27 protein-coding genes and 1 pseudogene are annotated in these 25146 nt (G+C 74.7%); 13 read left to right on the top strand and 15 right to left on the bottom strand.

Going from position 1 to position 25146, the window contains the following annotated elements; genetic code table 11:
• Window positions 1-16 precede the first annotated feature (16 nt).
• Complete coding sequence (locus ABIE39_RS07200; protein ID WP_209828794.1) at window positions 17-715, top strand: DsbA family oxidoreductase; 699 nt, start codon at window positions 17-19, stop codon at window positions 713-715.
• Window positions 716-877: 162 nt separating this feature from the next.
• Window positions 878-1057, top strand: a complete 180-nt coding sequence (locus ABIE39_RS07195) for a hypothetical protein (protein WP_021483013.1) — start codon at window positions 878-880, stop codon at window positions 1055-1057.
• 79 nt (window positions 1058-1136) lie between these two features.
• On the opposite strand, the gene ABIE39_RS07190 is transcribed toward ABIE39_RS07195, so the two are convergent.
• Window positions 1137-2018 (bottom strand): DNA-3-methyladenine glycosylase family protein, encoded by an 882-nt coding sequence (locus ABIE39_RS07190; RefSeq protein ID WP_354051243.1) that lies wholly within the window; start codon window positions 2016-2018, stop codon window positions 1137-1139.
• On the opposite strand from ABIE39_RS07190, the gene ABIE39_RS18715 reads away from it, so the two are divergent.
• Window positions 2008-2643: a hypothetical protein gene (locus ABIE39_RS18715; protein ID WP_502914839.1), complete on the top strand. Its 636-nt coding sequence runs from the start codon at window positions 2008-2010 to the stop codon at window positions 2641-2643. The genes ABIE39_RS07190 and ABIE39_RS18715 overlap by 11 nt on opposite strands.
• Before the next feature lie 581 nt (window positions 2644-3224).
• Window positions 3225-3962, top strand: coding sequence for a VTT domain-containing protein (locus tag ABIE39_RS07175; protein ID WP_175010098.1), 738 nt, complete (start codon window positions 3225-3227; stop codon window positions 3960-3962).
• A 105-nt stretch (window positions 3963-4067) separates the two neighbouring features.
• Here ABIE39_RS07175 and ABIE39_RS07170 read toward each other — a convergent pair whose 3' ends face one another.
• The gene (locus tag ABIE39_RS07170; protein WP_043659735.1) at window positions 4068-4448 is read right to left on the bottom strand and encodes an FKBP-type peptidyl-prolyl cis-trans isomerase; all 381 of its coding nucleotides are present in this window, start codon (window positions 4446-4448) and stop codon (window positions 4068-4070) included.
• A 177-nt stretch (window positions 4449-4625) separates the two neighbouring features.
• On the opposite strand from ABIE39_RS07170, the gene ABIE39_RS07165 reads away from it, so the two are divergent.
• The 3 genes from ABIE39_RS07165 to ABIE39_RS07155 all read left to right on the top strand — a co-directional run bounded on the left by ABIE39_RS07165 (window position 4626) and on the right by ABIE39_RS07155 (window position 8871).
• Window positions 4626-5792, top strand: coding sequence for a VIT1/CCC1 transporter family protein (locus ABIE39_RS07165; RefSeq protein ID WP_114553354.1), 1167 nt, complete (start codon window positions 4626-4628; stop codon window positions 5790-5792).
• A 106-nt stretch (window positions 5793-5898) separates the two neighbouring features.
• Window positions 5899-7077: a hypothetical protein gene (locus tag ABIE39_RS07160; protein WP_354051064.1), complete on the top strand. Its 1179-nt coding sequence runs from the start codon at window positions 5899-5901 to the stop codon at window positions 7075-7077.
• Window positions 7078-7164: 87 nt separating this feature from the next.
• Window positions 7165-8871, top strand: coding sequence for a hypothetical protein (locus tag ABIE39_RS07155; RefSeq protein WP_354051063.1), 1707 nt, complete (start codon window positions 7165-7167; stop codon window positions 8869-8871).
• 65 nt (window positions 8872-8936) lie between these two features.
• Here ABIE39_RS07155 and ABIE39_RS07150 read toward each other — a convergent pair whose 3' ends face one another.
• Together ABIE39_RS07150 and ABIE39_RS07145 are read right to left on the bottom strand one after the other, a co-directional pair.
• Window positions 8937-10319, bottom strand: coding sequence for a GntP family permease (locus ABIE39_RS07150; protein WP_209828792.1), 1383 nt, complete (start codon window positions 10317-10319; stop codon window positions 8937-8939).
• A 66-nt stretch (window positions 10320-10385) separates the two neighbouring features.
• Window positions 10386-10961: a gluconokinase gene (locus tag ABIE39_RS07145; RefSeq protein WP_222592403.1), complete on the bottom strand. Its 576-nt coding sequence runs from the start codon at window positions 10959-10961 to the stop codon at window positions 10386-10388.
• A gap of 167 nt (window positions 10962-11128) precedes the next feature.
• On the opposite strand from ABIE39_RS07145, the gene ABIE39_RS07140 reads away from it, so the two are divergent.
• Window positions 11129-11833 carry a FadR/GntR family transcriptional regulator gene (locus ABIE39_RS07140; protein ID WP_354051061.1) on the top strand — a complete coding sequence of 235 codons (705 nt, stop codon included), beginning with the start codon at window positions 11129-11131 and terminating at the stop codon, window positions 11831-11833.
• Between the two features lie 43 nt (window positions 11834-11876).
• Here the strand turns inward: ABIE39_RS07140 and ABIE39_RS07135 are convergent, their stop codons facing one another.
• From ABIE39_RS07135 to ABIE39_RS07115, 5 genes and pseudogenes are all read right to left on the bottom strand, one after another.
• Complete coding sequence (locus ABIE39_RS07135; protein WP_354051241.1) at window positions 11877-13073, bottom strand: sulfate/molybdate ABC transporter ATP-binding protein; 1197 nt, start codon at window positions 13071-13073, stop codon at window positions 11877-11879.
• A gap of 126 nt (window positions 13074-13199) precedes the next feature.
• A pseudogene (locus ABIE39_RS07130) lies at window positions 13200-14060 on the bottom strand (ABC transporter permease); the annotation flags it as partial.
• A 25-nt stretch (window positions 14061-14085) separates the two neighbouring features.
• Window positions 14086-14943: a molybdate ABC transporter substrate-binding protein gene (gene modA, locus ABIE39_RS07125; RefSeq protein WP_354051059.1), complete on the bottom strand. Its 858-nt coding sequence runs from the start codon at window positions 14941-14943 to the stop codon at window positions 14086-14088.
• A complete protein-coding gene (locus ABIE39_RS07120) occupies window positions 14940-15344 on the bottom strand; it encodes a TOBE domain-containing protein (protein ID WP_074803402.1) in 405 nt (134 codons plus the stop codon). Before ABIE39_RS07120 ends, modA begins: the two co-directional genes overlap by 4 nt.
• Window positions 15345-15867: 523 nt before the next feature.
• Window positions 15868-16173, bottom strand: a complete 306-nt coding sequence (locus tag ABIE39_RS07115) for a DUF6221 family protein (RefSeq protein WP_108046999.1) — start codon at window positions 16171-16173, stop codon at window positions 15868-15870.
• A 313-nt stretch (window positions 16174-16486) separates the two neighbouring features.
• Between ABIE39_RS07115 and ABIE39_RS07110 the strand changes: the two genes are divergently transcribed.
• The 4 genes from ABIE39_RS07110 to ABIE39_RS07095 all read left to right on the top strand — a co-directional run bounded on the left by ABIE39_RS07110 (window position 16487) and on the right by ABIE39_RS07095 (window position 18726).
• On the top strand, window positions 16487-16939 hold the full coding sequence (locus ABIE39_RS07110) for a hypothetical protein (RefSeq protein WP_085387227.1): 453 nt from the start codon (window positions 16487-16489) through the stop codon (window positions 16937-16939).
• Window positions 16923-18020 (top strand): fatty acid desaturase family protein, encoded by a 1098-nt coding sequence (locus ABIE39_RS07105; protein ID WP_222592402.1) that lies wholly within the window; start codon window positions 16923-16925, stop codon window positions 18018-18020. Before ABIE39_RS07110 ends, ABIE39_RS07105 begins: the two co-directional genes overlap by 17 nt.
• A 125-nt stretch (window positions 18021-18145) precedes the next feature.
• A complete protein-coding gene (locus tag ABIE39_RS07100) occupies window positions 18146-18499 on the top strand; it encodes a LapA family protein (protein ID WP_081599829.1) in 354 nt (117 codons plus the stop codon).
• 14 nt (window positions 18500-18513) lie between these two features.
• Entirely contained in the window at window positions 18514-18726 is a 213-nt protein-coding gene (locus ABIE39_RS07095; protein WP_114553883.1) for a hypothetical protein, read from the top strand.
• A 247-nt stretch (window positions 18727-18973) separates the two neighbouring features.
• On the opposite strand, the gene ABIE39_RS07090 is transcribed toward ABIE39_RS07095, so the two are convergent.
• Window positions 18974-19306 (bottom strand): STAS domain-containing protein, encoded by a 333-nt coding sequence (locus ABIE39_RS07090; RefSeq protein ID WP_043652484.1) that lies wholly within the window; start codon window positions 19304-19306, stop codon window positions 18974-18976.
• A 250-nt stretch (window positions 19307-19556) separates the two neighbouring features.
• Here ABIE39_RS07090 and ABIE39_RS07085 point away from each other — a divergent pair, with 250 nt between their 5' ends.
• The gene (locus tag ABIE39_RS07085) at window positions 19557-20042 is read left to right on the top strand and encodes a GNAT family N-acetyltransferase (protein ID WP_255437291.1); all 486 of its coding nucleotides are present in this window, start codon (window positions 19557-19559) and stop codon (window positions 20040-20042) included.
• A 13-nt stretch (window positions 20043-20055) separates the two neighbouring features.
• Here the strand turns inward: ABIE39_RS07085 and ABIE39_RS07080 are convergent, their stop codons facing one another.
• The 5 genes from ABIE39_RS07080 to narH all read right to left on the bottom strand — a co-directional run bounded on the left by ABIE39_RS07080 (window position 20056) and on the right by narH (window position 25119).
• Entirely contained in the window at window positions 20056-20838 is a 783-nt protein-coding gene (locus ABIE39_RS07080; RefSeq protein ID WP_354051055.1) for a DUF899 family protein, read from the bottom strand.
• Window positions 20839-21009: 171 nt separating this feature from the next.
• Complete coding sequence (locus ABIE39_RS07075) at window positions 21010-21585, bottom strand: DoxX family protein (RefSeq protein ID WP_222592401.1); 576 nt, start codon at window positions 21583-21585, stop codon at window positions 21010-21012.
• Window positions 21586-21737: 152 nt separating this feature from the next.
• The gene (gene narI / locus ABIE39_RS07070) at window positions 21738-22496 is read right to left on the bottom strand and encodes a respiratory nitrate reductase subunit gamma (RefSeq protein WP_143031006.1); all 759 of its coding nucleotides are present in this window, start codon (window positions 22494-22496) and stop codon (window positions 21738-21740) included.
• Window positions 22493-23248: a nitrate reductase molybdenum cofactor assembly chaperone gene (narJ, locus tag ABIE39_RS07065; protein WP_354051053.1), complete on the bottom strand. Its 756-nt coding sequence runs from the start codon at window positions 23246-23248 to the stop codon at window positions 22493-22495. The genes narI and narJ overlap by 4 nt, the downstream gene beginning before the upstream one ends.
• Window positions 23245-25119: a nitrate reductase subunit beta gene (gene narH / locus ABIE39_RS07060; protein ID WP_354051052.1), complete on the bottom strand. Its 1875-nt coding sequence runs from the start codon at window positions 25117-25119 to the stop codon at window positions 23245-23247. Before narH ends, narJ begins: the two co-directional genes overlap by 4 nt.
• Window positions 25120-25146: the final 27 nt, after the last annotated feature.

The raw sequence follows: 25146 nt of genomic DNA, 5'->3' as shown, positions 1-25146 counted from the left end.
ATGGTTGAAGCGTCACATGACCACGAACAGCCCGGCCCCGACGGACGCGGCGGCCCCCACGGTGAAGATCGACATCTGGTCCGACGTCGCGTGCCCCTGGTGCTACGTCGGCAAGCGGCGTCTGGAGACGGCGCTCGGCCGGCTCGCGGAGGCCGGTGACGGTCCCCAGGTCGAGATCGAGTACCACTCGTTCGAGCTCGCGCCCGACACGCCCGTCGACTTCGACGGCACCGAGGTCGACTTTCTCGCCGGGCACAAGGGCATGCCGCGCGCCCAGGTCGAGCAGATGCTCGGGCAGATGACGCAGCTCGCCGCGGCCGAGGGGCTGCGCTACGACTTCGACGCGCTCCAGCACACGAAGACGCTCACGGCCCACGAGCTGCTGCACCACGCGAAGGCGCACGGCAAGCAGGTCGAGATGAAGGAGCGGCTGCTCAAGGCGTACTTCGAGGAGGGTCGGCACGTCGGCCGGGTCGAGGAGCTCGCGGACCTCGCGGCGGAGGTCGGGCTCGACCGCGCCGAGGTCGTCGCGGCGCTCGAGGACGGGCGCTGGGCAGACGACGTGCAGGCCGACATCGACCAGGCGCGTGCCTACGGGATCAACGGCGTGCCGTTCTTCGTGGTCGACGGCCGGTACGGCGTCTCGGGCGCGCAGGACCCCGCGGTGTTCGTCCAGGTGCTGCAGCAGGCGGTCGCGGAGCGCGACGCGGCCTGAGCGGCGGCGTCCTGCAGGACGTCGGGACGCGCCGCGGGAGCGACGCATCTCACACCGTGTGCGGTGGAACTGCGACTCGGTATCACCCAGACTGGACGCAGCCCGCACCGACGCCGGCCCACACGTGCACCGGCGCCCGTGAATCCCACGAGGAGGCCTCAGATGACGGACACCACCACGAACCTCTACCACTCGATCGCGAACCCGCGCCGCACGACGCTCATGACCGTGAGCGCCGCAGACGCCGCCGCCCCGCACCGTGAGCCCGCGCCGGGCCTCACGCTCGTGGGCGCCGACGACGCCGCGGTGTGCGTCGACGGGTCGTGCGCGCTCCCCGAGTAACCCGTGAGTGCCTGAAAGAGTCGCCGGAACGCCTCGTTCCGGCGACTCTTTCATGCACTCAGCGAGGGGCGGGGGCCGGTCAGTTGCGGCGGTGGTCCTGGATCGACAGGCGTGGGCCGCGCCGCGGGGCCCGCGCCCGGCCCGAGACCTCGAGCAGACGCACGACGCGGTAGCGGTGCGGGGCGTACGGGGCCAGCAGCTCGAGCATGCGCTCGTCGTCGACGCGCTCGCCCACGAGCGCCCACCCCACCGCCTTCGCCAGGTGGTAGTCGCCCACGGACACGGCGTCCGGGTCGCCCAGCGCCCGTTGCGCGACCTCGGCCGCGGTCCACACGCCCACGCCGGGCACGGCCTGCAGCCGGGCGTGCGCGGCCGGCGCGCCCTGGGCGTCGCGCAGCCGGTCGCACTCCTCGAGGCGCCGCGCGACCCGCGCCGCCGCGACGACCGTCCGCGCGCGGCCCGGGTCGACGTTCGCGCGGTGCCAGTCCCACGTGGGGACGCGCGCCCAGGTGGCCGCGTCCGGCACGACGAGCATCCCGGCGTCGCCCGCGGGCCCCGGGGCGCGCTCGCCGTGCCGCCGCAGGAGCCAGCCCCACGAGCGCCACGCCGCGACGGACTGCACGCGCTGCTCGAGGATCGCCGGCACGAGCGCCTCCAGCACGCGGCCCGTGCGCGGGATCCGCAGTCCCGGGCTGCGGCGGTGGGCGTCGCGCAGCACGGCGGGCGGGGCGAAGCCCGCGTCGTCGTCGTCCTCGCCGAGCAGGCGGGGCAGGCCGTCGAGCACCTCCGCGGCGCCCGGCCCCCACGCGTGCCCGACGACGTCGCACGGCCCGGTCTGCACCAGCCGGTACGCCGCGGGCCCGCTCTCCGCGCGGGTCGTGCGCCACACGTCGCCGGAGGGCGTGCGGCGGAACGTCGGGTCGTAGGGGCCGCGCGCGAGCCGGTCGAGCGTGAGGTGCAGGTCGAGCGGCCGGCCCGACCGGAAGCGACGCGCGAGCGGTGCGCCGGGTTGCGTCGTCGGGCGGGGCTGGGTCGGCGGGCCGGGTGGCGTCGTCGGGCGGGGCTGCGTCGTCGGGCCGGGCTGCGTCGTCGGGCCGGGCTGCGTCGTCGGGCCGGGCTGCGTCGTCGGGCCGGGCTGCGCGAGGTCGCCGACCATGCGCTCGGCGGGCACGCGGCCCGTGCTCGGCAGGATGGTCACCCGTCCATCGTCGCACCCGCCGCCGACGCCCGGCCTCGCCGCTGACCACCACCCCTCCGCCGAGCACGACGTTGCTGGCGGAATGGGCCCTCTGGCGACAGCAGGGTCGTGCTCGACCCGGGGCAGGGTCGTGCTCGGCGAGCCGGGTCGGTCGAACCGAGCCGAGCCGAGCCGGATCAGTCGAACAGGGTGTCCATGTCCCACGCCGGCTCGGGGGCGGCCTGCCGGGGCGCGGGTGCACCGCGGTCGGCCGCGGCCGGTGCGGGCACGCGGCCCGGCGACCGGGTCGGGTCGCCGAGCTCGGGCACGAGCGTGCCGTCGAGGTCCCCGCGGCCCGCGGCCCAGTCCTGGGCGGCGAGGCCCGCGAGCTGGTCCGCGCGCTCGTTGAACGGGTCGCCCACGTGGCCCCGCACCCAGCGGAACCGCACGGGCCCCGCGCGCTCGGCGATGACCCGGTCGATCGCCTGGACGAGCTCGAGGTTCTTCACGGGCTGGCCGCCCGCCGTCCGCCACCCCTTGCGCTTCCAGGCGACCACCCACTCGGACGCGCACTTGATGGCGTACTGCGAGTCGGACTCGATGAGCAGCGGCTCCGCGCCCGGGTGCGCGCGGACCGCCTGGAGCAGCGCGGTGAGCTCGGCGACCTGGTTGGTCCCGCTCACGGCGCCGCCGGAGTCGAACGTGCCGTCGTGGTTGATCCACGCCCACCCGATGGCGCCGCCCGGGTTGCTCAGGCACGAGCCGTCGGTGCTGACAGTGATCACAGCGCTCCTCGATCACGGACGACCCCGCCCGCCGGCTGCGGCGCGGGGAGGCGAATGCGTCGGCGCCATTGTCCCCCGCCCGGGAGGGTCGTGGTGCACACGTCCGACGGCGCCCGTCCCGACGCCGTCGCTCGGGGTCGCCTCAGGGGAGAACCGGGGGGATACCCCATGGTGCGGCGGGGCGGTGCCGTCGAGGCTGGGACGCATGGTCGCGTGGGTCGTGGAGCTGTGGGGACAGGTCGAGTCGTGGCTGCTCGCGCTCGTGGACTCGGCGTGGGCGCTCCCCGTGCTCTTCGCGACGACCGCCGGCGACGGGTTCTTCCCGCCGATCCCGGGCGAGACGGTGATCGTCATGCTCGCCGTCGCGGCCCAGTCGGGCGGCGGCGTCGCCTGGGGGCTCGTGCTCGCGGTCGCCGCGCTCGGCGCCTGGTGCGGTGACCAGCTCGCCTACGCCCTGGGCCGCGCGCTCGGCACCCGCGCCCTGCCCGCGCTGCGGGGCACGCGCGGGCGACGCGCCGTCGAGTGGGCCACGCGGTCCCTCGACCGGCGCGGTGCGTCCGTCGTGCTCGGGGCGCGGTTCGTCCCCGTCGGGCGCACGGCGGTCAACGTGACCGCCGGTGCGGTCGGGTTCTCGCGGCGCCGGTTCATGGCGCTGTCCGCCGTCGCCTCCGTGACGTGGGCGACGTACTCCGTCGTCATCGGGACGCTCGCCGCCGCGTGGGTCGGCGACAGCCCGCTGCTCGCCGTCGTGGTGGGCGTCGTCGGGGGCATCCTGCTCGGCGTCCTCGTCGACACCGCCGTCCGGTTCCGTGCGGCACGACGCGAGCGGGCCCTGGCCCCGGTGCCCGGCCTGGCGCCGGTCGCGGCAGCCGCCGCGGTGACGGGCACCGCGCCCGAGGAGACCGACCCCGCCCTCGTCCCGTGCCCCGGCGCCGCGAGCTAGGGCTGCCGGCCCGCCGCCCGAACGGCCGGACCGCCGGGGCGGCCGGGACGCACGAGGGCCCCGGTCGTCGACCGGGGCCCTCCGCTCGTCCTCGGGACGCGTCGGTCAGGACACGCCGAGCAGGTCGATGACGAAGATCAGCGTCTTGCCGGACAGGCGGTGCCCGCCGCCTGCCGGGCCGTACGCGAGCTCCGGCGGCACCACGAGCTTGCGCCGCCCGCCGACCTTCATGCCCGGGATGCCCTGCTGCCAGCCCGCGATGAGGCTGCGCAGCGGGAAGTTGATCGACTCGCCGCGGTTCCACGACGCGTCGAACTCCTCGCCCGTCTCGTACTCGACGCCGAGGTAGTGCACGTTCACGGTCGCGCCGGGCGTGGCCTCGGGGCCGTCGCCCACGGTGATGTCCTCGACGACGAGCTCGGTGGGCGCGGGACCCTCCGGGGCGTCGACCTCGGGACGGGACAGTCCGTTCTCTCCAGTGGTCATGCTCCGATCCAACCACGGCGCCGGGCGGCCGGTCCGGCGCGCGGACCCGCACCCGCCCGGAACCCGGCGGGCGAAGGGCCGAGGTTGGGGTCGTCCGCAACCCCGGTCGGGGGCGCCCCGCACGGCCCGTTCGGCGACGCGCAACACCGCGGGCCCGAAAATCGCCATCATGGAGGCATGCCCACCACACCTGAGCCGCCCTCCGGCGTGCCCGCCGACCCCTCGCACCCGGACGCTCCCGGGGCGACGCCGACCGCGGTGCCGCCGACCGCCGTCGGGCACCGGCCCACCGCGCAGGAGGTGCGACGGTGGCGTCGCTTCCTCGCCGACGAGCGCGCCGAGGCGGCGGTCTACCGGGACCTCGCGAGCCGCCGGACGGGCGAGGAGCGGGACATCCTGCTGGCGCTCGCGGAGGCGGAGCGCCGCCACGAGCAGCACTGGCTCGACCTGCTCGGCGAGGACGCGGGACGGCCGCTGCGCGGTGACTGGCGGACCCGCACGCTCGGGTGGCTCGCCCGGCGCTTCGGCGGCGTGTTCGTGCTCGCGCTCGCCCAGCGGGCCGAGGCGCGCTCGACGTACGCGACCGACGCCGACGCGACGCCCCGGATGGCGGCCGACGAGCGGATCCACGAGGAGGTCGTGCGCGGCCTCGCGACGCGCGGGCGCAACCGCATGTCGGGGACGTTCCGCGCGGCGGTGTTCGGCGCGAACGACGGCCTCGTGTCCAACCTCGCGCTGATCCTCGGCATCGGCGCGTCCGGGGCGTCGAACAGCACGGTGCTGCTCTCGGGCCTCGCGGGCCTGCTCGCGGGGGCCCTCTCGATGGGCGCGGGGGAGTACGTGTCCGTGCGCTCGCAGCGCGAGCTCCTCGACGCGTCGACGCCGAGCCCGCAGGCGTCGGCGGCGCTGCCCGACCTCGACGTGGACGCGAACGAGCTCGCGCTCGTCTACCGGGCGCGCGGCATGGCGCCCGCCGAGGCCGAGGAGCACGCGGCCGACGTCCTCGCGACGTACACGCAGCAGACCGTGATCGCGCCGCCGCCCGGCGTCGACGAGCACGAGACGCACGGGACCGCGATGGGGGCGGCGGTCTCGTCGTTCCTCTTCTTCGCGTCGGGTGCGCTCATCCCGGTCGTGCCGTACCTCCTCGGGATGACGGGCTTCCTCGCCGTCGGGGTGGCGGCGCTCCTCGTCGGGATCGCGCTCCTCGCGACCGGCGCGACCGTCGGGCTGCTCTCGGGGACGTCCCCGCTCACGCGGGCCCTGCGCCAGATCGCCATCGGGTTCGGCGCGGCCGCTGCCACGTACGCGCTCGGCCTGGTGTTCGGGGCAACCGTCGGGTGAAATCCGGCGCGTCGAGTGGTGAGCGTCACACTCCCGTGCCTACCGTGATCTCGGACGGGCCCCACGGCCCGCCTCTTCGCTGCACCGACGACCCACGGGGCACACGATGGACGCGACGCACGACGCGCAGGGCAGGCGCGCACCGGCCGCCCGTCGCTGGCTCGTGCGCGCGCTCGTCGCCGGAGGCGGTCTCGGTGCCGGGCTCGCGTTCGCCGTCGCGACCGCGGGCGGCGCGTCCGCCGCGGACGACCCGCTCGGGCTCGGCAAGGCCCTCTCGCCCGTCACGTCGACCGTGCAGACCGTCGTCGACCCGGTCGTCCAGGACGTGGTCAAGCCCGTCGTGCGGGACGTCGTCGCCCCCGTGGTCCAGCCCGTCGCCCCGGTCGTGGAGCAGGTCGTCGCCCCCGTCGCCCCGGTGGTCGAGGAGGTCGCGCGGCCCGTCGCTCCCGTGGTCGAGCAGGGGGTCGAGCCCGTCGCCCCCGTGGTCGAGCAGGTCGTCGAGCCGGTGGCGCCCGTCGTGCAGCCGGTGACCGACGCCGTCGCTCCCGTGACCACGCCGGTGCTCGACGTCGTCGCGCCGGCCGCGACGCCCGTCGTCGAGGCGGTCGCCCCCGTGGCGAACCCCGTGCTCGAGGCGGTCTCGCCTGCGCTCGACCCGGTCACCCCGGTCCTGGAGGCGCTGACGCCGGTCCTCGACGTCCTGGCCCCCGTGACCGACCCGATCCTCGGCCCGGTCACGGGCCCGCTCGCTCCGCTGGACCCGCTGACGCCGCTGCTCCCCGGGACCCCCGGCACGGGCGCTCCGGGCACGGACGACCCGGTGGTCGACGGGCCGTCGATCCCTGGCCCGGGCACGGCCGACCCGGGGGACGTCGTCGTCGCCCCGACGGTGACCGCCTCGCCCGTGCCCGTGCCCTTGCCCGCCGCACCGGCGGCCGTCGAGCCCACCGCTTCTACGGCGGGCCGTGACGGTCGAGACGGTGTCGCCGCGCGGGACGCGCGCGCCCGGACGGCGGCGGTCGACGTCGCACCGACGGGTGCGCCGCCCGGTGCGGCGCTGCCCTCCGACGCGCCGACCGGCCCCGGGGACGTCCCCTCCGACGGCGGTCCCGGCACGACCCCCTCGCCCTCCGGCAGCGCGCAGCGCGCCGGGGCGGGCGGCGAGCTCGCGGCGGTCGGCAGCGGCGCCGACGCTCCCGCGCTCTCCTCCTGGACCGCCGTCGTGGACGACGCGCGGTCGAAGCACCCGTCGACCTTCTTCGAGGTCCCCGTCTCTCCTGCCTGACGTGGCTCGCGTCGCGCCCCGAGCGCGGCACACGCGACCCGGCGCCGTCGTGCGCCAGCCACTTCTGAGCAGGAAAGAGAAACGATCATGCACACCTTCGTCCGGCGCGCGCTGCGCACAGCGCTCGTCACAGGCGGCCTCGTGGTCGTCGGGGCCGGAGCGGCCCACGCAGCCGAGGGCGACCTCCTCGGCGATCTCGGACTGGACGTGTCGGTCGAGGCTCCGCTGAGCCAGGTGACCGAGGTCCTGCCCGACGTCGCGGTCGACGTGCCCGTGCACGTCCCCGTGACCGTGTCCGACGTCGCGGTGGGCGCCCTGGGCGACGCCGCCGTCGCCCCCGCGCCGGCACCGGCACCTGCGCCTGCGCCCGCCCCGGAGCCCGCTCCGGCGGCTCCCGCGGACGTGGACGTCGACGTGCCGGTGACCATTCCGGTGAACGTGTCCGGGGTCGCTGCCGGTGTCCTGGGTGACGCCGCGGTGACCCAGGATCCGGCGGCCGAGCCGGCGCCCGCGCCGGAGCCTGCTCCCGCACCGGAGCCTGCTCCCGCCACGGGGGCGGACCCGGCGAACATCGACCTCGACGTGCCGGTCACGGTCCCGGTGAACGTGTCGGGCGTCGCTGCGGGCGTCCTGGGTGACGCGGCGGTGACGCCGGCTCCGGCGACCGGTGGTGGCGCCGAGGTCTCGACCGGCGAGGAGGCGTCCGGGGTGGACGTCGACGTGCCGGTGACGGTCCCGGTGAACGTATCGGGGGTTGCTGCCGGTGTCCTGGGTGACGCCACGGTGGCCCCGGCTCCGGCGGCGCAGCCGTCGGCTCCTGCGGCCGGTGGTGGCGCCGAGGGCTCGACCGGCGGGGAAGCGTCCGGCGTGGACGTCGACGTGCCGGTGACCGTCCCGGTAGACGTGTCGGGTGTCGCCGTCGGCGTGGGCGGTGACGCCACGGTCGGCGGCGGGACGGCCGGCGAGGGCTCGGGCGACGGCACCGGCTCGGCCGGCGGCACCGACGGCTCAGGCCTGCTCGACGGCGTCCTCGGCGAGGACGGCCTCGTCGACGACCTGCTGGGTGACGGTCTCCTCGGGGGCGGTCTGCTCGGCGAGGGCGACGGCCTCCTGGACGGCGTGCTCGGCGAGGACGGTCTCGTGGACGACCTGCTCGGCGGCTCGTCCGGCGACGGTCTGCTCGACGGCGTGCTGGGCGAGGACGGGCTGCTGGGTGACGGCGGCGCGCTCGACGGCGTTCTCGGTGAGGACGGCGTCCTCGGGGCGCTGCCCGACCTGGACGTCGACCTGCCCGTGACCGTGCCCGTGACGGTCTGCGGCGTGGGCGTGGGGCTCCTGGGCGACTCCTCGGCGGGGTGCCCGACGGCCGCCGTCGTGCCGACGAACCCGACCGACCCCACGGACCCGACCGACCCCACGGACCCGACCGATCCGACGGACCCGACCGATCCGACGGACCCGACCGACCCCGCGGACCCGACCGACCCCGCGGACCCGACGGGTCCGGTGGACCCCGGGACGACCGGCGGCACGGTGACCTGGGTGCTCAACCTGGTGAGCACGGGGACGGGCGCCTCGGCCGCCACCGCGACCGGTGCGGCGACGGCCGCGTCCGGGGCCGTCACGGCGTCGGGCCCGACCGCCCTCGCCACGACGGGCGCGGGCGGTGACCTCGGTCTGCTCGTGATGGCCGGGCTGCTGACGCTGCTCGGTCTGTCGCTCCAGCGCTTCCGCCGGAAGTCCTGGGTCGCGGACCCGGACGCCTACACCCCGGTCTTCACCGACCGGAGCTGACGTCCAGAGACGGCAGGACCGCCCGGGCAGCGTGCCCGGGCGGTCCTGGCCGCGCTCGTCGCGCGCTACGCGACGGCGAAGACGAGGGCCGCGATGGCGAAGCCCATGACCCCGATGGCCGTCTCCATGACCGTCCACGTGCGGAGGGTCGTCTTGACGTCCATGTCGAAGAACCGGCCCACGAGCCAGAACCCGGAGTCGTTCACATGACTGAGCACCACGGACCCCGCTGCCACGGCGACGACGACCGCGGCGAGCTCGACCCCGTTGAAGCCACCGGCCTCCACGGCCGGGGCGATGAGCCCTGCGGCGGTGGTCAGGGCGACGGTCGCGGAGCCCTGCGCCACGCGGAGGATCGCCGCGATGAGGAACCCGGCCACGATGACCGGCAGGCCGAGGTCGCCGAGCACGTCGGCGAGCGCGTCACCGATGCCGGTCGCGCGCAGCACGCCACCGAACATGCCGCCCGCGCCGGTGATGAGGATGACCGAGCACACCGGGCCGAGCGCCGAGTCGAGGGTCTTCTCCAGCGCCGTCCCGGAGACGCCGCGGCGGCGGCCCAGGACCCAGGCGGCGACGAGCACGGTGATGAGCAGCGCGATCGGCGTCGCGCCGATGGCGCGCAGCGTCTGCACGGCGGGGTTGTCCCCGTCGACGGCTCCCGCCGCACGCAGCGCGTCGAGGCCCGTGTTGGCGAAGATGAGCACGAGGGGGAGCAGGAGGATCGCGACGACGGTGCCGAACTTCGGCGGGTTCTCGAGCTGGTCCTCGTCGGCCTCGCCGAGGATGGCCGGGATGGGTAGGTCGATGCGGCGTCCGGCGAAACGGCCGAACAGGTAGCTCGTGACGTACCACGTCGGGATCGCGACGACGAGGCCGAGCAGGATGACGATGCCGATGTTCGCGCCGAGGAACTCCGTCGCGGCGACGGGGCCGGGGTGCGGCGGCACGTAGATGTGCATGACGGAGAACGCACCCGCGACGGGCAGGCCGTAGAGGAGGAGCGAGCCGCCCAGCCGCCGCCCGACGGAGAAGACGATCGGCAGCATGACGACGAGACCGGCGTCGAAGAAGATGGGGAAGCCGAAGATGAGGGAGGCGAGGCCGAGCGCGAACGGCGCCCGCTTCTCACCGAACTTCTCGATGAGGAAGTCCGCCATGACCTTGGCGCCGCCGCTCGTCTCCACGAGCCGGCCCAGCATCGCTCCCAGCCCGACGAGGAGCGCGACGGTCGCGAGCGTCGTGCCGAATCCGGCCGTGAGCACCTCGACGATCGACCCGGTCGGGATGCCGGCGACCACCGCGGTGAGCAGGCTGACGAGGATGAGTGCCACGAAGGCGTGCAGCTTGAGCTTGATGATGAGGAACAGCAGGATCGCGATCGCGCCGGCGGCGATCGCGAGCAGCGGTCCGGCGGTCAGGGTCTGTGTCCAGTCCTCGGGGGGCATGGTGTCTCCGTCGACGTCGGGTCGTGTGGGTGGTGGGGGGAGTGCAGGTCGGGTGCGAGCGGTGGGTCAGCTCGCGTCGGACGTGTCGCTCAGGCGCGTGCGGGCGAGGATCTCGTCCACGACCTGCTCGGGCGTGGCGGAGACGTCCATCGTGAAGCCGGGCTCGTCGTCGGCCAGGGGCTCGAGCGTGGCGAGCTGGGACGGCAGGAGCGACGTGGGCATGAAGTGCCCGCTGCGGTGCTGCATGCGCTCGGCGAGGAGCTCGGGGGTGCCGTCGAGGTGGACGAAGCACACCTCGCCGCGGGCGGTGCGCAGCAGGTCGCGGTAGGAGCGCTTGAGCGCGGAGCACGTGACGACGCCGGACCGGCCGGCCTCCGCCTCGCTGCTCAGCCAGTCGCGGATCGCCTCGAGCCAGGGCCACCGGTCGTCGTCGGTGAGCGGCGTCCCGGCGCTCATCTTGTCGATGTTGGCCTGCGGGTGGAAGCGGTCGGCCTCTGCGTACTCGGTGCCGAGGCGCTGCGCGAGCAGCGTCGCGACGGTGGTCTTGCCCGAGCCGGCGACGCCCATGACGACGAGGTGCTGGGGCAAGGGGTGGTGCCCGGTGTCGTCGGGCCGGTCGGTGGAGCTGACGTCGGTGTCCATGTGTCGACTTCCGTGTCGGGTAGGGGCGTCCGGTCGGGTCGGGGCGCTGCGGCCCCGGCCGTCCCGGTGGCGACCGTCGTGGTCGTCCTCGGCCTCCACTGTGGGCTATTGGTAGCACCTTTGGCAAGTGATTGATAGCACCATTGGTCGCCACTAGGCTGCGAGGCATGGCGACGACGGTCCTGCACACCACCGTGCTCGACTCCCTCGGACGTCGCATCACCAGCGGCGACGTCCCTGCGGGCACGCCGCTGACCCTGGAGTCGATCGGCTCCGAGTTCGGGGTGTCGCGCACCGTCGCGCGCGAGGTCATGCGCCTCCTCGAAGGGCTCGGGCTCGTGCGGTCGAGGCGTCGTGTCGGGATCGTCGTGCTCGGCATCGAGGACTGGAACGTGCTCGACCCGCGCGTCATCCGCTGGCGGCTCGAGGGCCCCGGCCGTGACCCGCAGCTCCGCACGCTCACCGAGCTGCGGCACGCCGTCGAGCCGCTCGCCGCCGCGGGGGCCGCGCTCCACGCCACGCCCGACGAGCGCGCCGAGCTCGTCGCCGCCGCCGGGCGCATGCGCCTGCTCGGGGAGGCGGGCGACCTCGAGGAGTTCCTCGCGCTCGACGTCCGGTTCCACGAGATCCTGCTCCGCGCGAGCGGCAACGAGATGTTCGGCGCGCTCGCGGGCGTGGTCGCGGCCGTCCTCAGCGGTCGGACGCACCTGGGCCTCATGCCCGCCTCGCCCGTCCCCGAGGCCCTCGACCAGCACGAGGCGGTCGCGCGCGCGGTCGCGGACGGCGACCCGGAGGCCGCCGAGGCGGCGATGGCCGCGATCGTCGGCGAGGTGCGCACCGCGCTCGGCGGTGTCCCGCCCGCTCCCGCCTGAGCGGCACGCCCCGGTCCCGTCGGGGCCGACGGGTCCCGCGGGCTCAGCGGGCGTGCACGCGGACCTCGGCCGCCTTGACGACGAACCAGGCGTGCTCGCCCGGCACCAGGCCGAGCTCGGCGACCGCGCGCGGCGTGAGATCGGCGGCCAGGCGCGGTGCGTCGTGCCCGACGGCGGCCGTCGCCCCCGCGGTCGGGTCGCGCGGGTCGTCGCCCACCGCGCGTCCCCACACGCGCAGGAGCGGCCCGTGCGGCTCGACGCTCGTCACGACGACCCGGTAGGCGTTGCGCGGGCTGCCCTCGGGCGTCGTGCGGTGCACGGCGACCGCGCGCGGCTCGAACACCGCCACGGCGCCGTCCCCGACCACGAGCGGCTCGTCCGCCGTCCCGCGCACGCGGACCCCGGTGCCGTCGACGGCGACGGTCACCTCGCGCGCGAGGATCTCCGCGCCCGGGGCGTCCGTCGCGCCCTCGACCAGGTCCGTCGTCCCGTCCGCGGTCCCGCCCGCGGCCTCCGGCGCACCACCGTCCGCCGTCCGCGCCGGCTCCGGGACGGCGACGTGCGCGACGCTCCCCGCGAGCAGGTTGACGCCCGCGAGGCGGGCGGCGAACCGGGACCGCGGCCGGGTGAGCACCGCGTCGACCGGGCCGTCCTCGACGACGCGGCCGCCCTCCAGCACGACGACGCGGTCCGCGAGGAGCAGCACGTCGAGCAGGTCGTGCGTCACGAGCAGGGTCGTGCGCGGGTGCTCGCGCTGCGCGTGGTGCAGCACGCCCCGGACGTGCTGCGCGACGCCGACGTCGAGCGACGCGAGCGGCTCGTCGAGCAGGAGCACGCGCGGGTCGGTCACGAGCGCGCGGGCGATCGCGACGCGCTGCGCCTGCCCGCCCGACAGGTCGGTCGAGCGGCGCCGCGCGAGGTCCGCCACGCCGACGCGGGCGAGCACGTCGTGGGCCTCCCCGCGGGCACGGGCGCGGGGCACGCCCCGGGACCGGAGGCCGAACGCCACGTCGTCCTCGACCGACAGGTGCTCGAACAGCAGCGGGCGCTGGCTCAGCCACGCGAGGTGACGACGGCGCGGCGGGAGGCGCGAGACGTCGTCGTGCCCGACGGTGACGCGCGCACCGGGCGCCTCGCCGCGCGTGAGCAGGCCCGCGACGACCTGCACGAGCGTGGACTTGCCCGCCCCGTTCTCGCCGAGCACCGCCACGACCTCGCCCGGCGCGACGGTCAGGTCCACGTCGAGCCCTCGCTCCGGCACGACGGCGCGCACGGTCAGCGCGGCGGGGGGCGTCCGGGCCGCAGCCCCGACTGCTGCCGCGGCCCGGTCGGCCGGCGGGTCGGCCTGCCGGGGAGCGGAGACGACGGCGCGGGCGCGCGGGCCGCCGTCGGGCGACGAGCCCCGGGCGCCTCGCCGCGGCCGGGTGCCGGGGCCCCCGAGCACGCAGGGCCCGTGGACGACGGCGGTGATGAGGACCGCCACCACGACGAGCACGAACGACAGCGCGACGGCGCTGTCCGGGTCCGCGCTGCGCTGGAGGTAGATCTCGAGCGGCAGCGTCTGGGTGACGCCCTGGAGCGCCCCCGCGAACGTCAGGGTCGCCCCGAACTCGCCGAGGGCGCGCGCGAACGCGAGCACGGCGCCCGACAGCAGGCCCGGCAGCACGCGGGGGAGCGTGACGCGGCGCAGGACGGTCGTCGGCCCCGCGCCGAGCGTCGCGGCGACGTCCTCGAGGCGCGTGTCCTGCGTGCGCAGGGCACCCTCCAGGCTGAGCACGAGGAACGGCAGCGCGACGAACGTCTGCGCCAGCACGACGGCCGTCGTCGTGAACGCGACCTCGACCCCCAGCACCTCGAGGTGCCGGCCGATCAGGCCCCGGCGCCCGAAGGTGTGCAGCAGCGCGATGCCGCCGACGACGGGCGGCAGCACGAGCGGCAGGAGAACGAGGGCGCGCGCGACGCGCTGCCCGGGGAACGTGGTGCGCGCGAGGACGAGCGCCATGGGCGTGCCGAGCACCACGCAGCACGCCGTCGCGGCGAGCGCGGTGCGCAGCGACAGGCCGAGCGCGTCGAGGGCCGCCGGCGAGGTCACGAGCGCCCAGAAGCCGCCGGTCCCGTCCGGGCCCGGCGCGAGCTCCACGCGCCCGACCATCGCCGCCACGGGCACGACGACGAACAGCGCGCCGAGCAGCGCGGGGACGAGGAGCCAGCGGGGCAGGCCGCGCATCAGGACCCGTCGGGCGACGCGGGCGTCACGGCGCGGAGGCGTCCGGCGCGCCGAACCCCGCGGCGGCGAGCGCGGCCTGCCCGGCGTCGCCGGTCACGAGGTCCACCCATGCCTGCGCGAGCGCGACCTGCTCCGGTCCGGCCTCCTCGGCCGCCGCGACGAGCGCGATCGGGTAGACGTTGAGCGCGGCGTCGGTCTCGGGCACGTCCACGACGTCGACGTCGTCGCCCGCGAGCGTCGCGTCGGTGACGTAGACGAGGCCCGCGTCGGCCTCGCCCGACGTCACCTTGCCGAGCACGTCGGTGACGCTGGCCTCCTCGCTCACGCGGTGGACGGTGACGCCCGCGGCCTCGGCGACGGTGTCGGTCGCGCTGCCGCACGGCACCTGCGGCGCGCACACGACGACCTTGACGTCGTCCCGCGCGAGGTCGGCGAACGTCTCGACGCCCGCGGGGTTACCGGGCGGCGTGACGATCGTCAGCGTGTTCGTCGCGAACGCGACGGGGTCGGCGGCGTCGCCCGCGTCCACGACGCGCGCCATGGAGCGCTCGTCCGCGGACGCGAAGACGTCGGCCGGCGCGCCGGCGAGGATCTGGTCGCCCAGGTCGGACGACCCGGCGAACGACAGCGCGACGGTCACGCCGTCGTGCTCGTCCTCGAAGTCCGCCGCGAGGTCGGTGAACACGTCGCGCAGCGACGCTGCGGCGAGCACGGTGAGGGTGCGGTCCTCGGCCGTCGTGCGCGCGGGGTCGGGGGTGGCGCCGTCGTCGGTCCCCGCCCCCGTGGCGCACGCGGAGAGGCCGGCGACCAGGGCCGCCGCCGCGAGCGCCGCGACAGGGCCCCGGGCGGGACGGCGGGTCGTCGTGCGGGCGGGCGCGCTCACGCGGCTCCTCCGGGGGTCTCGACGATGACGGTCGTCGCCTTGACCACCGCGACGGCCAAGCTGCCGGGCTCGAGCCGCAGCTCGCGCACGGCCTCCGTGCTCATGAGGGACACGACGCGCTGGCCGCCGCAGAGCATCTCGACCTGGGACATGACGGTGTCGCTCACGACGTCCGTCACGATCCCCACGAACCGGTTGCGGGCCGAGCGGGCGACACCCGACGGGTCGGGCGTCGGGTGCGACTGCGCGACGGCGAAGCGCGCGAGCTCCGCGCCGTCGACGACCTTGCGCCCGGCGTCGTCGGCGCTCGCGGCGAGGTCCCCGGCGTCGACCCAGCGGCGGACGGTGTCGTCGCTGACCCCGAGCAGGCTCGCGGCCTCGCGGATCCGAAAGTGCGGCATGAGAGCGACTCTAGACCCGCATCTGCGGAGTGTCCTCCGACGGAGGGTGTGCTGGGCTTCGCGGTCCGGCTGGGGAGGTGCAGTCTTCCCGCTTCCCGGTGGACGCCCCTGGCGTGGGGCTAGGCGACGTGCAGCTGGCACTCGGGGCACACGAGCACGGCCGAGGCAGCTTCGTCGCGAGTGATCGGGCAACGATGGGGGCACAGGATGCTCACTCGGTGCGGGACGCGGGAGCCGGGGATCGAGCCCCAGGCGATGATGTGCAGGACGCGGGCGCGTGCTTGGCCACCGCAGCCCGGACAGTCCACGGCGATCCACTTCTCGATGACGCTCATGGCGGCTCACGCTCTCGGCGTAGTCTCTGCGCCCCTGACGGTTGCGGTACGCCGTCGTGGCCCGGGAGGTCCTCCGGAAGCGGGCTGCTTCACGACCGGCGTTCCCCGCGACACGTGGTCGCGTCTCTCACGATGCGCCCTCCGTGGCCAGCTCGCCACACCGGGGGCCGGAGCAGACGGGCGAGTCGTCAGGTGCGCCAGGTGGGGTCGAAGTCCGGGTGCTGGGCGTAGGGCGTGGCGAGGGCTCGCAGGATGCGGTCACCGACGAAGGCGACGCCGCTCTGGGCGCGCTCGTCGGTGTCACGCTCGAGGTCGGCAGTCATGTCGTACCCGGTGGCCTCGTAGGCGAGGGTGATGATGCGTCGTTTCATCGCGCACTCGGTCAGGAGCCGTGAGCGTGACCACGGCGCTGGAGGTCCCGGCTCGTCATCGAGGGTCGCGCACGCTGCCTCGTCCTCGTCGATCCGAGCGAGGAGGAACTCCGTCAAGGCCATCTGCTCATCCTCTCACCGACGGCTGGGCAGGCTTTCGTGGACACAGCGAGCAACCCGTCCAGGTGTAGTGTCGAAGTGTGGTTGATCGCCGGATCGGCCCACGCGACGCCGATCGAGAAGGCTCTCGGACGCCGGGCGAGATGGACGCCCCGGACGAGGACACCTCGGGCGCGCGATGGGACGACGACGGGGGTTATGAACCCGACCTGGAGGACGCACCGATCTCCTTGAGTGGGGCGCCTGACGCCTCCCCGACTGCCGCGACGGCAGCGGATGCGAGCCGGCCCGCCGGTCCCGAGCATCGGACGTCACCATGAGCACCACCACCCCTACTGCTACGTCCTTCGGCCGGGTGCAGGACACCGCACTGCAGCTGCGGGGCGTCCTGGACACTGCGCTGCCGCGCGAGCTCGGCACCGACGCGGAGCCTCCCCTCTACACCGTGACCGCCGTCTTCTCCCGCCGCGTGTCGGGTCCGGAGCAAGCGTTGCTCGAGCTGCCCGCCGTCACGACGTTGCTCGCCGATCACGGCTATGCGGGGGTCAGGCTGCGGGTGGAGGACCGGCGACTCCTCATCGAGAACACGAACCTCGCCATGCTCTCCGGCGGGCTCGCCCACGAGATCGCGACGGTGATCCGGGACACCCAGGAGGCGATCGCGACGGAACGGACCAGGCGGGCGGACGAGCTCGAGGCCTGGCGTGCGGCCGAGGCGGTGCGTGCCGCGAGCGTGAAGGCCGAGGCCGACCGTGTCCGCTTCGAGTGAGGCGCCGCCGCCCCAGATCCTGACGGTCCGCGCGCTGCCCGCGGCGCGGGCGACTGCTCGGGACTACTCGGTGCTGGCGAAGATCGTGCGCGAGTCCGGGCTGCTGCGTCGGCGGTACGGCTACTACTGGACCCGGCTCGTCCTGACGGTCGCCGCGTTCGGTGCCGTCTGGGCCGGGATCGTCCTCATGGGCGACTCCTGGTGGCAGCTCCTGCTGGCCGTGGTGCTCGCCCTCGTTCTCGCCCAACTCGCGTTCCTGGGCCACGACAGCTCCCACCGGCAGATGTTCCGGTCGCGGGCCTGGAACGACTGGACCGCTCGCATCCTCGCGAACGCGCTCGTCGGGCTCAGCCACGCCTGGTGGACGACGAAGCACGACGCCCACCACGCCGCCCCGAACCAGGAGGGCCATGACCCGGACATCTCACCGGGCGTGATCGCGTTCACGCCCGCCGTCATCGCGAGCCGGCACGGCTGGCGAGGGTGGCTGGCACATCGGCAGGGCTGGTACTTCTTCCCCCTGCTCGCCCTGGAGGGTCTCAACCTGCACGTCGCGAGCGTACGCCGGGTGCTCGGCCGCCGGCCCGTGCCGCACCGGGGCGTAGAGGTCCCGGTCCTGCTCCTACGGCTCGTCCTCTACCTGGTGGTGCTCGGCTTCCTGCTCCCCCCGACCCTCGCGGCGGCGTTCCTCGCCGTGCAGCTCGCGGTCTTCGGCATCCTGCTCGGGGGCGCGTTCGCACCGAACCACAAGGGCATGCCGATCGTCCCGGCGACCGCGGACGTCGACTTCCTGCGCCGCCAGGTCCTCATGTCCCGCAACATCCGCGGCGGCCCGGTCGTCGACTTCTTCATGGGCGGCCTCAACCGACAGGTGGAGCACCACCTGTTCCCGAGCATGCCGCGCCCGAACCTCAAGCGTGTCCAGCCCCTCGTGCGCGAGTACTGCTCCCAACTCGGCGTGACCTACACCGAGGTCGGGTTCTTCACCTCCTACCGGATCGTCGTCCAGTACCTCAACGACGTCCCCGGACGCGCCCGCGAACCGTTCTCCTGCCCCCTGGCCGCCAGCCTCGGCCGCTAGGGACACCGGGCCGCGCGTACAGCCGCTCCCAGGTTCGTTCCCAGGTTGGGAGCGTAGGGTCGAGCTATCCGCGGCGAACGTGCCCCATCTGAGGTGCGCGGGCCCGGAACCGCAAGGAGGCCACCATGGCCACCACCCCGCTCAGCTCCGCCACCAACGGGCAGCCCACCGCCGCCGTCTCAGGCAGCCGTCCCGATTCACGCGTGTCCCGCACGTCGGGCAACCCGACAAGAACTCCCCGAACCCGCACCGGAGCCACCTGGGTCGGCCTGTGCGTCGCCGCCCTCGTCCTGGTCGCACTCATCGTGTTCATGCTCCAGAACACCCAGCTCGTGATCGTCTCCTTCCTCGGCTGGCAAGGCTCCGTCCCGCTCGCCCTGGCCCTGCTCATCGCAGGCATCGGCGTCGGGATCGTCGCCCTCGTCGTCGGCACCCTGCGCATCCACCAGCTCCGCCGACGCCTCGCACGCCAGGTCTAGCACCGCGGCGCACGATGACCGACGACCGAGAGACCTCGATCCACCGACCCGCCGACCTCGTGGGCGAGATCGACGCCTCCCAGCGCGAGATGGAAGACGTCATCTCGGTCGTCGACCAGGGGGCGCCCGTCGAGCTCGTCCTCTACGTCGCCGCACGCGCGCGCCTCGACACGGCCGTCGCCGCATGGAACCAGCGTGTGGGAGCCATCCAGCCACCACCTCGGTGACCGCGAGCCTGACGCACCGCCTGGTGCTCGAGCTCCAGGTGGAGCACGTCGGTCGCGAAGACGTCAACCGGGGGAGCGCGCCCGACCGTCGGTCCTCGCAGCGCTGGGCGGTGCAGCGTGGGTGAGACCGCCGTCGTTCCTCGCGGTATCGAGCAAGCGGGTCGTCGGGCGAAGCGCGATCACGGGACGTGCCGTCGTCAGGACTGACGGCTGGGCGACGCTGGTCGGGCGTGGCATGGTCGATCGGCTACGCGGAGGGTCGCGTGGTGCTCCACACGAAGAGGTCCGACGCTCCTGCGAGCTCGAGCACGTCTCGGGCGTAGTCGCTGCAGCCCAGGATGATCGGCCGCAGAGGTGCGCTGGCGGCAAGCAGGAGGAGGCTGACACCGGCGGAGTCCAGGAACGTGACGCGCGAGGCATCGATGTGCAGCGCCCCATGGGCCGGGCTCGGGCGAGGTTGCGCGGACTCGACGACGGCGTAGTCGATCTCGCCCCACAGCTCCCACGAGTCGGGGCTGGATCGCAGGCCTCCGTGCAACGGGACGGGAGGATACGTGGCCGGGTCGCTCTCGTGAGCCATGCGGGTGCCTTTTTCCGTTGAGGCCGGCCGACGCGGGAACACTGTCGGCTCCCAACCTCTCACACTCGCCGCTCCGGCGGTGGTCGGCACCAGGCTCGGCAGCCGTCGTCCGCGCCGCCGCCTCTCCCGCTCCGATGCCGCCCACGGCGCCCCGACCCGGACGCGCAGAACGGGTTCGTGGTGGCTGGCGAGCCGCCTGCGATCAGGCGCCACGCGTCGTCTCCTGCGCCGGGTGTGGCACGCTCGGCGCGTGAGCGAGACGACCACCCGGGACGGCGTCCGCGTCGTCGTGGAGGACCCGACGACCCTGGACGTGCTGGCGCTGCTGCAGGAGCACCTGGACGACATGCACGCGACGTCGCCGCCGGAGAGCGTGCACGCGCTCGACGTCGAGCGCCTGCGCGCGCCGGACATCACGTTCGTCACCGCGCGGTCGGCGGACGGCGCGCTCCTCGGGTGCGGCGCGCTGAAGCAGCACGACGCGACGTCGGGCGAGCTCAAGTCGATGCGCACGACGGCGGCCGCCCGGGGCCGGGGCGTCGCCGCCACGGTTCTCGCGCACCTGCTCGACGTCGCGCGCGACCGCGGCCTGGACCGTGTGAGCCTGGAGACGGGCACCGAGGACTACTTCGCGGCGGCGCGGCGGCTGTACGCGCGCCACGGGTTCGTGCCGTGCGCGCCGTTCGCCGACTACACCGACGACCCCCGCAGCGCGTACCTGACGCTCGCCCTCTGAGGCGCCTCGCGCGTCAGTGGTGGTGCTCGTGCCGACCGAGGGCTTCGACCGGGGTCGCACCGGGACGGGTCCACTGCGGGGCGGGACGCGTGGTCGGGCTCCAGCCGGCGACGCCGTCCGCGTCCGTGCGCCAGAACCAGCCGGCATCGTTCCCCTCGGGCCAGCCCTCGGGGGTCTCCTCCCACGCCTCGCGACGGCCGTAGGGCGTCCGGTCGAGCAGGGCGAACGCGGGGTTGGTCGGCTCGGTCCCGCGGCCCGTCGAGCGGTACGTGAGGAACACCCGGTCGCCGTCGCGCAGGAAGACGCTGAGGTAGCCCATCTCGCAGCCGACCGGCTCGTCCAGCCCGCGCACCGAGTACCAGGGCTGGGTGTAGCCCATGAACTCCACGAACGGCTCCACCTCGTCCCACGGGCCCACGGTGAGGATCGCGAACGAGACGCCGCGCGCGTTGAGGTAGACCGCGTCCCGCAGGTGCCAGGCGGTCCACGTGCAGCCCTCGCACTGGCCCTGGTGCGGGGCGCCGTCGTGCCACATGTGCTGGTAGACCACGAGCTCCTCGCGGCCCTCGAAGAGGTCGACGAACGGGATCGGCCCGTCCGGGCCGACGACCGCGACGGTGCCGTCGATCTCCACCATCGGCAGCTGACGGCGGGCGGCAGCGAGGGCGTCGCCCTCACGGGTGTGCGCCTTCTCCCGGACCAGGAGCTCGTCCCGCGCGACCTGCCAGGTGGCCAGGTCGACGACGGGCGGGCGCCCGGGCAGCGCGGTCGTCGGGGTGCTGTGCGTGGCGGTCATGGACGTCCTCCGTCGGGGTGGGGGCGTCGTGCGACGCCCGCGTCGAGAGGGAGGACCGGTGGGGCGGCCGGGACTCATCGCTCGTCGCCCGCAGGCGACGAGGACCCCGTGACCGGAGCGGTCACGGGGTCCTCGGGGTCGGGTCAGGGAAGGCGTGGGAGCGCCGAGGGGTCATGCGTCGAGCTTCAGGCGCGCCCCGAGGGCGACGGCGGCGACGACGGCCGCGCCGGTCACGAGGACGAGGTCCTTGAGCACGTACTGGCCCATGAGGGTCATGCCGTGGCCGAACAGCTCGTCCGCGAACAGCACGATCGGCGAGAGGATCCCGGCCATCGCGACGGCGAGCGCGAGCAGCCCCGCGCGGAGCAGCCGGCCGGTGAGGAGCGTCAGGCCGATGAACGTCTCCAGGACCGCGGTGAGGACCACGGCCGCGGTCCCGCCGACGAGGCCGAGCGTGAGCGTCTCGACGGTGCGTGCCGCGATCGCGGCCGCCGGGCTCGCGCCGGGGACGAGCTTGAGGACGCCGAACCCGAGGAACACGAGACCGAGGGCGACGCGCAGGGCGGGCACGGACCAGCGGGTGAGGACGCGCGCGGTCGCGGCGAGGGCGGCGTCCGCCCGGCCCGCGAGACGTGCGGGCACGAGGGCGGCGCGACGGCGGCGGGCGGGCGTGGCGTCCGCCGCCGACGGCACGGACGGGCGGGTGGCGCGGGGACGACCGGCGGTCGTCGGGGCGGTGGTGGACATGCGGGAACCTCTTCCGGGGACGGTCGCGGTCGGGGTGACCGCCCCGGGAAGGAGGGCGTCGCAGGGGGTCCTGGGGACGGCGTCGGGCCGAATTCACCCGCCGGCGGGCGTCGACCGGACCATCCGGACCGGCCGGACCGAACCCCCGCGGGTCAGCGCGAGCGCGGGCGCTCCGAGGGGTCCCAGCCCGGCCGCGGGGCGCGTGCGGCGACCGACGCGTCGCGCGAGCGGTACACGACGTACGGGCGGAACACGTAGGGCACGGGGGCGGAGAACGCGTGCACGAGCCGCGTGAACGGCCAGAGGATGAACAGCAGGTTCGCCGCGACGATGTGGAGCTGGAACGCCGCGGGCACGCCCGCCATGAGCTCCGGCTGCGGCTGGAGGTACCAGAGCGAGCGGAACCACGGCGAGATGGTCTGGCGGTAGTCGTACCCGAGGCCGTCGGCGAGGAGCTGCGTCTGCACCGTGGCCCACGACCCGAGCAGGATCGACGCCGCGAGGAACACGTACATCGTCTTGTCCATGCGCGTCGTCGCCCGGAAGACGGGGCCGGACGTGCGGCGGCGGTAGATGAGGATGAGCAGGCCCGCGACGAGCACGACGGCCGCGACCGACCCCATGTAGGTCGCGACGAAGTGGTAGGCGACCTCCTGGATCCCCACCGCCTCCGTCCACGACTCGGGGATGACGAGCCCCAGCAGGTGCCCGAGGATGACGAACAGCAGGCCGAAGTGGAAGAGCGGCGAGCCGAGGCGCAGCAGCCGCTTCTCGTAGAGCTCGCTCGACCGCGTCGTCCAGCCGAACTTGTCGTACCGGTACCGCCAGACCGAGCCCACGACGAACACCGCGAACGTCACGTACGGGAACACGACCCACAGCAGGACCTCTCCGGTGCTCACCCCGTTCATCGCACCGCACCTCCCGTCCGGTCCGGCGTGCCCGTGCCGTACGGCTCGAGCGCGAAGGGCTCCATGCCCACGAGCTCGGCGGGCGGCCCCGCCGTCACGAGCTCGACGTACCGCTGCTGCGTGCGCTCGTCGAGCGGCGGCAGCGTGAGGCACACGGCCTCGACGAGCCCTGTCCACGGGCTGCGCGCGCTCTCGAGCGCCGTGCGCAGCACCTCGATGCCGTCGCGGTGGGACGCGAGCAGACCGGCCGCGATCGTCGCGTCGTCCCCCGTGGTCCGGGCCGAGAACTCGAGCACCGTCGGGAGGTAGTCGGGGAGCTCGGAGCCCGTGACCTCCCACCCGGCCGCGCGGTACGCCTCGACGAACGCGACGAGCGCCGTCCCGCGCCGGCGCGTGTCGCCCGCCGCGTAGTACGACAGGTACATCGAGCACTTCCGCTTGAGGTCGAACGTCGCGACGTACCGCGCCTGGAGCTCGCGCAGGCCCGGCGCGCCCGGCGCCGTGAGCACGTCGCAGAAGGCCTCCACTCGCTCGCGGACGGGGCCGGGCAGGCCCGGGGCGGACGCGCGGACGGCGTCGACCGCGGCGAGCACGTCCTCGTCCGGGTAGGCCAGCAGCAGCGACGCGGCCATGTGGGCGGTGCGGCGCTGGGCGGCCGACGTCGCGACCGGGGCCAGGTGGTCGGGCTGCGGCCCCCGGGGCCGTGCCCCGGGCCGCAGCGCCGGGGTCGGGAGCAGGGAGCGCGCCCTCATCGGGTGCCTCCGTCGGGCTCGACGCCGGGACCGCTCCCGGGCGCGGGACCGCCCGTCGGCCCGCCGGGCGCCGGCCCACCGGGCGTCGGGGGACCGGGGATCGTGTCGTGCCGCGCGTCCTGGCGCCCGCCCGGCAACGAGCCCGGGCCGCCCGGCGTGACGCCGCCGGGCGCGCCCGAGACGTCGCCCGGCTCCGGCCCCTCGCCCGGCGGGAAGAGGCCGGGCGGTCGCCCGTTGCCGTCCCAGTTGAGGAGGTTGACGCGACCGGGGGTCGACGGCCCGTAGGGCGAGTCCGCCGTCTGCCGCGCCTGGAGCACGTGGAAGTTCTCGACCGCGACCGGTACCGGGCTGCCCGACGTCTCGCCGAACGGTCCGCCGCCCGTGAGGCCCATGCCGCCCATGCCGGGGCCGCCGTCGTAGTCGAGGGAACATGACATTTCGTCACGGCTGCCGAGCTCGTCGAGCTCGCGCGCGATCTCGGTGTGCGCGGTCGGGATGACGTACCGGTCCTCGTACTTCGCGACGGCGAGCAGGCGGTACATCTCCTGGACCTGGGCACCGGTCATGCCGACCGCGGCCGCGGTCTGCTCGTCGGCCTCGCGGCCGAGGTTGATGTCGCGCATGTACGACCGCATGGCGGCCAGGCGGCGCAGCACGCGTTCGACCGGGGCGGTGTCGCCCGCGGTGAACAGCCCCGCGAGGTACTCGAGCGGGATGCGCATCTTCGAGATCGCGGCGAACAGCGTACGCCCGTCCTCGCCGTCGTTCCCGGAGGCGGCGACGACGTCGACGACGGGGGACAGCGGCGGGATGTACCAGACCATCGGCAGGGTGCGGTACTCGGGGTGCAGGGGCAGCGCGACCTCGTAGCGCGAGACGAGGTCCCAGATCGGCGAGCGCTGGGCGGCCGTGATCCAGTCGTCGGGGATGCCCTCGGCACGCGCGGCGGCCACGACCTCGGGGTCGTTCGGGTCGAGGAAGACGGCGCGCTGCGAGGCGAGGAGATCGTGCTCGTCCTCCACGCTCGCGGCCTCGGTGACCTTGTCGGCGTCGTAGAGGACGAGGCCGAGGTAGCGCAGGCGCCCGACGCACGTCTCCGAGCACACGGTCGGCAGGCCGACCTCGATGCGTGGGTAGCAGAGCGTGCACTTCTCGGCCTTGCCGGTCTTGTGGTTGAAGTAGACCTTCTTGTACGGGCACCCGGTGACGCACATGCGCCAGCCCCGGCACTGGTCCTGGTCGACCAGCACGATGCCGTCCTCGGCCCGCTTGTACATGGCGCCCGACGGGCACGACGCGACGCACGCCGGGTTGAGGCAGTGCTCGCAGATGCGCGGCAGGTAGAACATGAACGTCTTGTCGAGCTCGGTGGCCACGTGCTCCGACATGTGCTGGAGCACGGGGTCGTCCTGCATGGTCGCGGTCGAGCCGCCGAGGTCGTCGTCCCAGTTCGCGGACCACGAGATGTTGATGTCACCGCCCGTGAGCAGCGACTTCGGCCGGGCGACGGGCGTGTGCTGCCCCTGCGGCGACGAGAGCAGCATGTCGTACTCGTAGGTCCACGGCTCGTAGTAGTCGTGGATCGAGGGGAGCTTCGGGTTGGAGAAGATCGTCGCGAGCTTCTTCAGGCGGCCGCCGGCGCGGAGCTTGAGCCGGCCCTTCTTCGTCCGCACCCAGCCGCCCTGCCAGCGCTCCTGGTCCTGGTAGGTGCGCGGGTACCCGAGCCCGGGACGCGTCTCGACGTTGTTGAACCACACGTACTCCACGCCCGTGCGGTTCGTCCACGCCTGCTTGCACGTCACCGAGCACGTGTGGCACCCGATGCACTTGTCGAGGTTCATGACCATCGACATCTGCGCCATCACCCGCACGACGCCACCCCCTCCCGGCCGGCCGGC

The organism is Cellulosimicrobium sp. 4261 (assembly GCF_040546915.1).
Classification (GTDB): Bacteria; Actinomycetota; Actinomycetes; order Actinomycetales; family Cellulomonadaceae; genus Cellulosimicrobium; species Cellulosimicrobium cinnabarinum.
The sequence above is the reverse complement of the archived record's forward strand: the minus strand, read 5'-3'. Positions and strand labels throughout refer to the sequence as shown.

What these genes read in the sequence shown, in the direction of transcription:
- ABIE39_RS07200 (WP_209828794.1), top strand. Translation starts at nt 17, where the DNA reads ATGACCACGAACAGCCCGGCCCCGACGGACGCGGCGGCCCCCACGGTG.
- ABIE39_RS07195 (WP_021483013.1), top strand. Translation starts at nt 878, where the DNA reads ATGACGGACACCACCACGAACCTCTACCACTCGATCGCGAACCCGCGC.
- ABIE39_RS07175 (WP_175010098.1), top strand. Translation starts at nt 3,225, where the DNA reads ATGGTCGCGTGGGTCGTGGAGCTGTGGGGACAGGTCGAGTCGTGGCTG.
- ABIE39_RS07170 (WP_043659735.1), bottom strand. Translation starts at nt 4,448, where the DNA reads ATGACCACTGGAGAGAACGGACTGTCCCGTCCCGAGGTCGACGCCCCG.
- ABIE39_RS07165 (WP_114553354.1), top strand. Translation starts at nt 4,626, where the DNA reads ATGCCCACCACACCTGAGCCGCCCTCCGGCGTGCCCGCCGACCCCTCG.
- ABIE39_RS07160 (WP_354051064.1), top strand. Translation starts at nt 5,899, where the DNA reads ATGGACGCGACGCACGACGCGCAGGGCAGGCGCGCACCGGCCGCCCGT.
- ABIE39_RS07155 (WP_354051063.1), top strand. Translation starts at nt 7,165, where the DNA reads ATGCACACCTTCGTCCGGCGCGCGCTGCGCACAGCGCTCGTCACAGGC.
- ABIE39_RS07150 (WP_209828792.1), bottom strand. Translation starts at nt 10,319, where the DNA reads ATGCCCCCCGAGGACTGGACACAGACCCTGACCGCCGGACCGCTGCTC.
- ABIE39_RS07145 (WP_222592403.1), bottom strand. Translation starts at nt 10,961, where the DNA reads ATGGACACCGACGTCAGCTCCACCGACCGGCCCGACGACACCGGGCAC.
- ABIE39_RS07140 (WP_354051061.1), top strand. Translation starts at nt 11,129, where the DNA reads ATGGCGACGACGGTCCTGCACACCACCGTGCTCGACTCCCTCGGACGT.
- ABIE39_RS07120 (WP_074803402.1), bottom strand. Translation starts at nt 15,344, where the DNA reads ATGCCGCACTTTCGGATCCGCGAGGCCGCGAGCCTGCTCGGGGTCAGC.
- ABIE39_RS07115 (WP_108046999.1), bottom strand. Translation starts at nt 16,173, where the DNA reads ATGGCCTTGACGGAGTTCCTCCTCGCTCGGATCGACGAGGACGAGGCA.
- ABIE39_RS07110 (WP_085387227.1), top strand. Translation starts at nt 16,487, where the DNA reads ATGAGCACCACCACCCCTACTGCTACGTCCTTCGGCCGGGTGCAGGAC.
- ABIE39_RS07100 (WP_081599829.1), top strand. Translation starts at nt 18,146, where the DNA reads ATGGCCACCACCCCGCTCAGCTCCGCCACCAACGGGCAGCCCACCGCC.
- ABIE39_RS07095 (WP_114553883.1), top strand. Translation starts at nt 18,514, where the DNA reads ATGACCGACGACCGAGAGACCTCGATCCACCGACCCGCCGACCTCGTG.
- ABIE39_RS07090 (WP_043652484.1), bottom strand. Translation starts at nt 19,306, where the DNA reads ATGGCTCACGAGAGCGACCCGGCCACGTATCCTCCCGTCCCGTTGCAC.
- ABIE39_RS07080 (WP_354051055.1), bottom strand. Translation starts at nt 20,838, where the DNA reads ATGACCGCCACGCACAGCACCCCGACGACCGCGCTGCCCGGGCGCCCG.
- ABIE39_RS07075 (WP_222592401.1), bottom strand. Translation starts at nt 21,585, where the DNA reads ATGTCCACCACCGCCCCGACGACCGCCGGTCGTCCCCGCGCCACCCGC.
- narI (WP_143031006.1), bottom strand. Translation starts at nt 22,496, where the DNA reads ATGAACGGGGTGAGCACCGGAGAGGTCCTGCTGTGGGTCGTGTTCCCG.
- narJ (WP_354051053.1), bottom strand. Translation starts at nt 23,248, where the DNA reads ATGAGGGCGCGCTCCCTGCTCCCGACCCCGGCGCTGCGGCCCGGGGCA.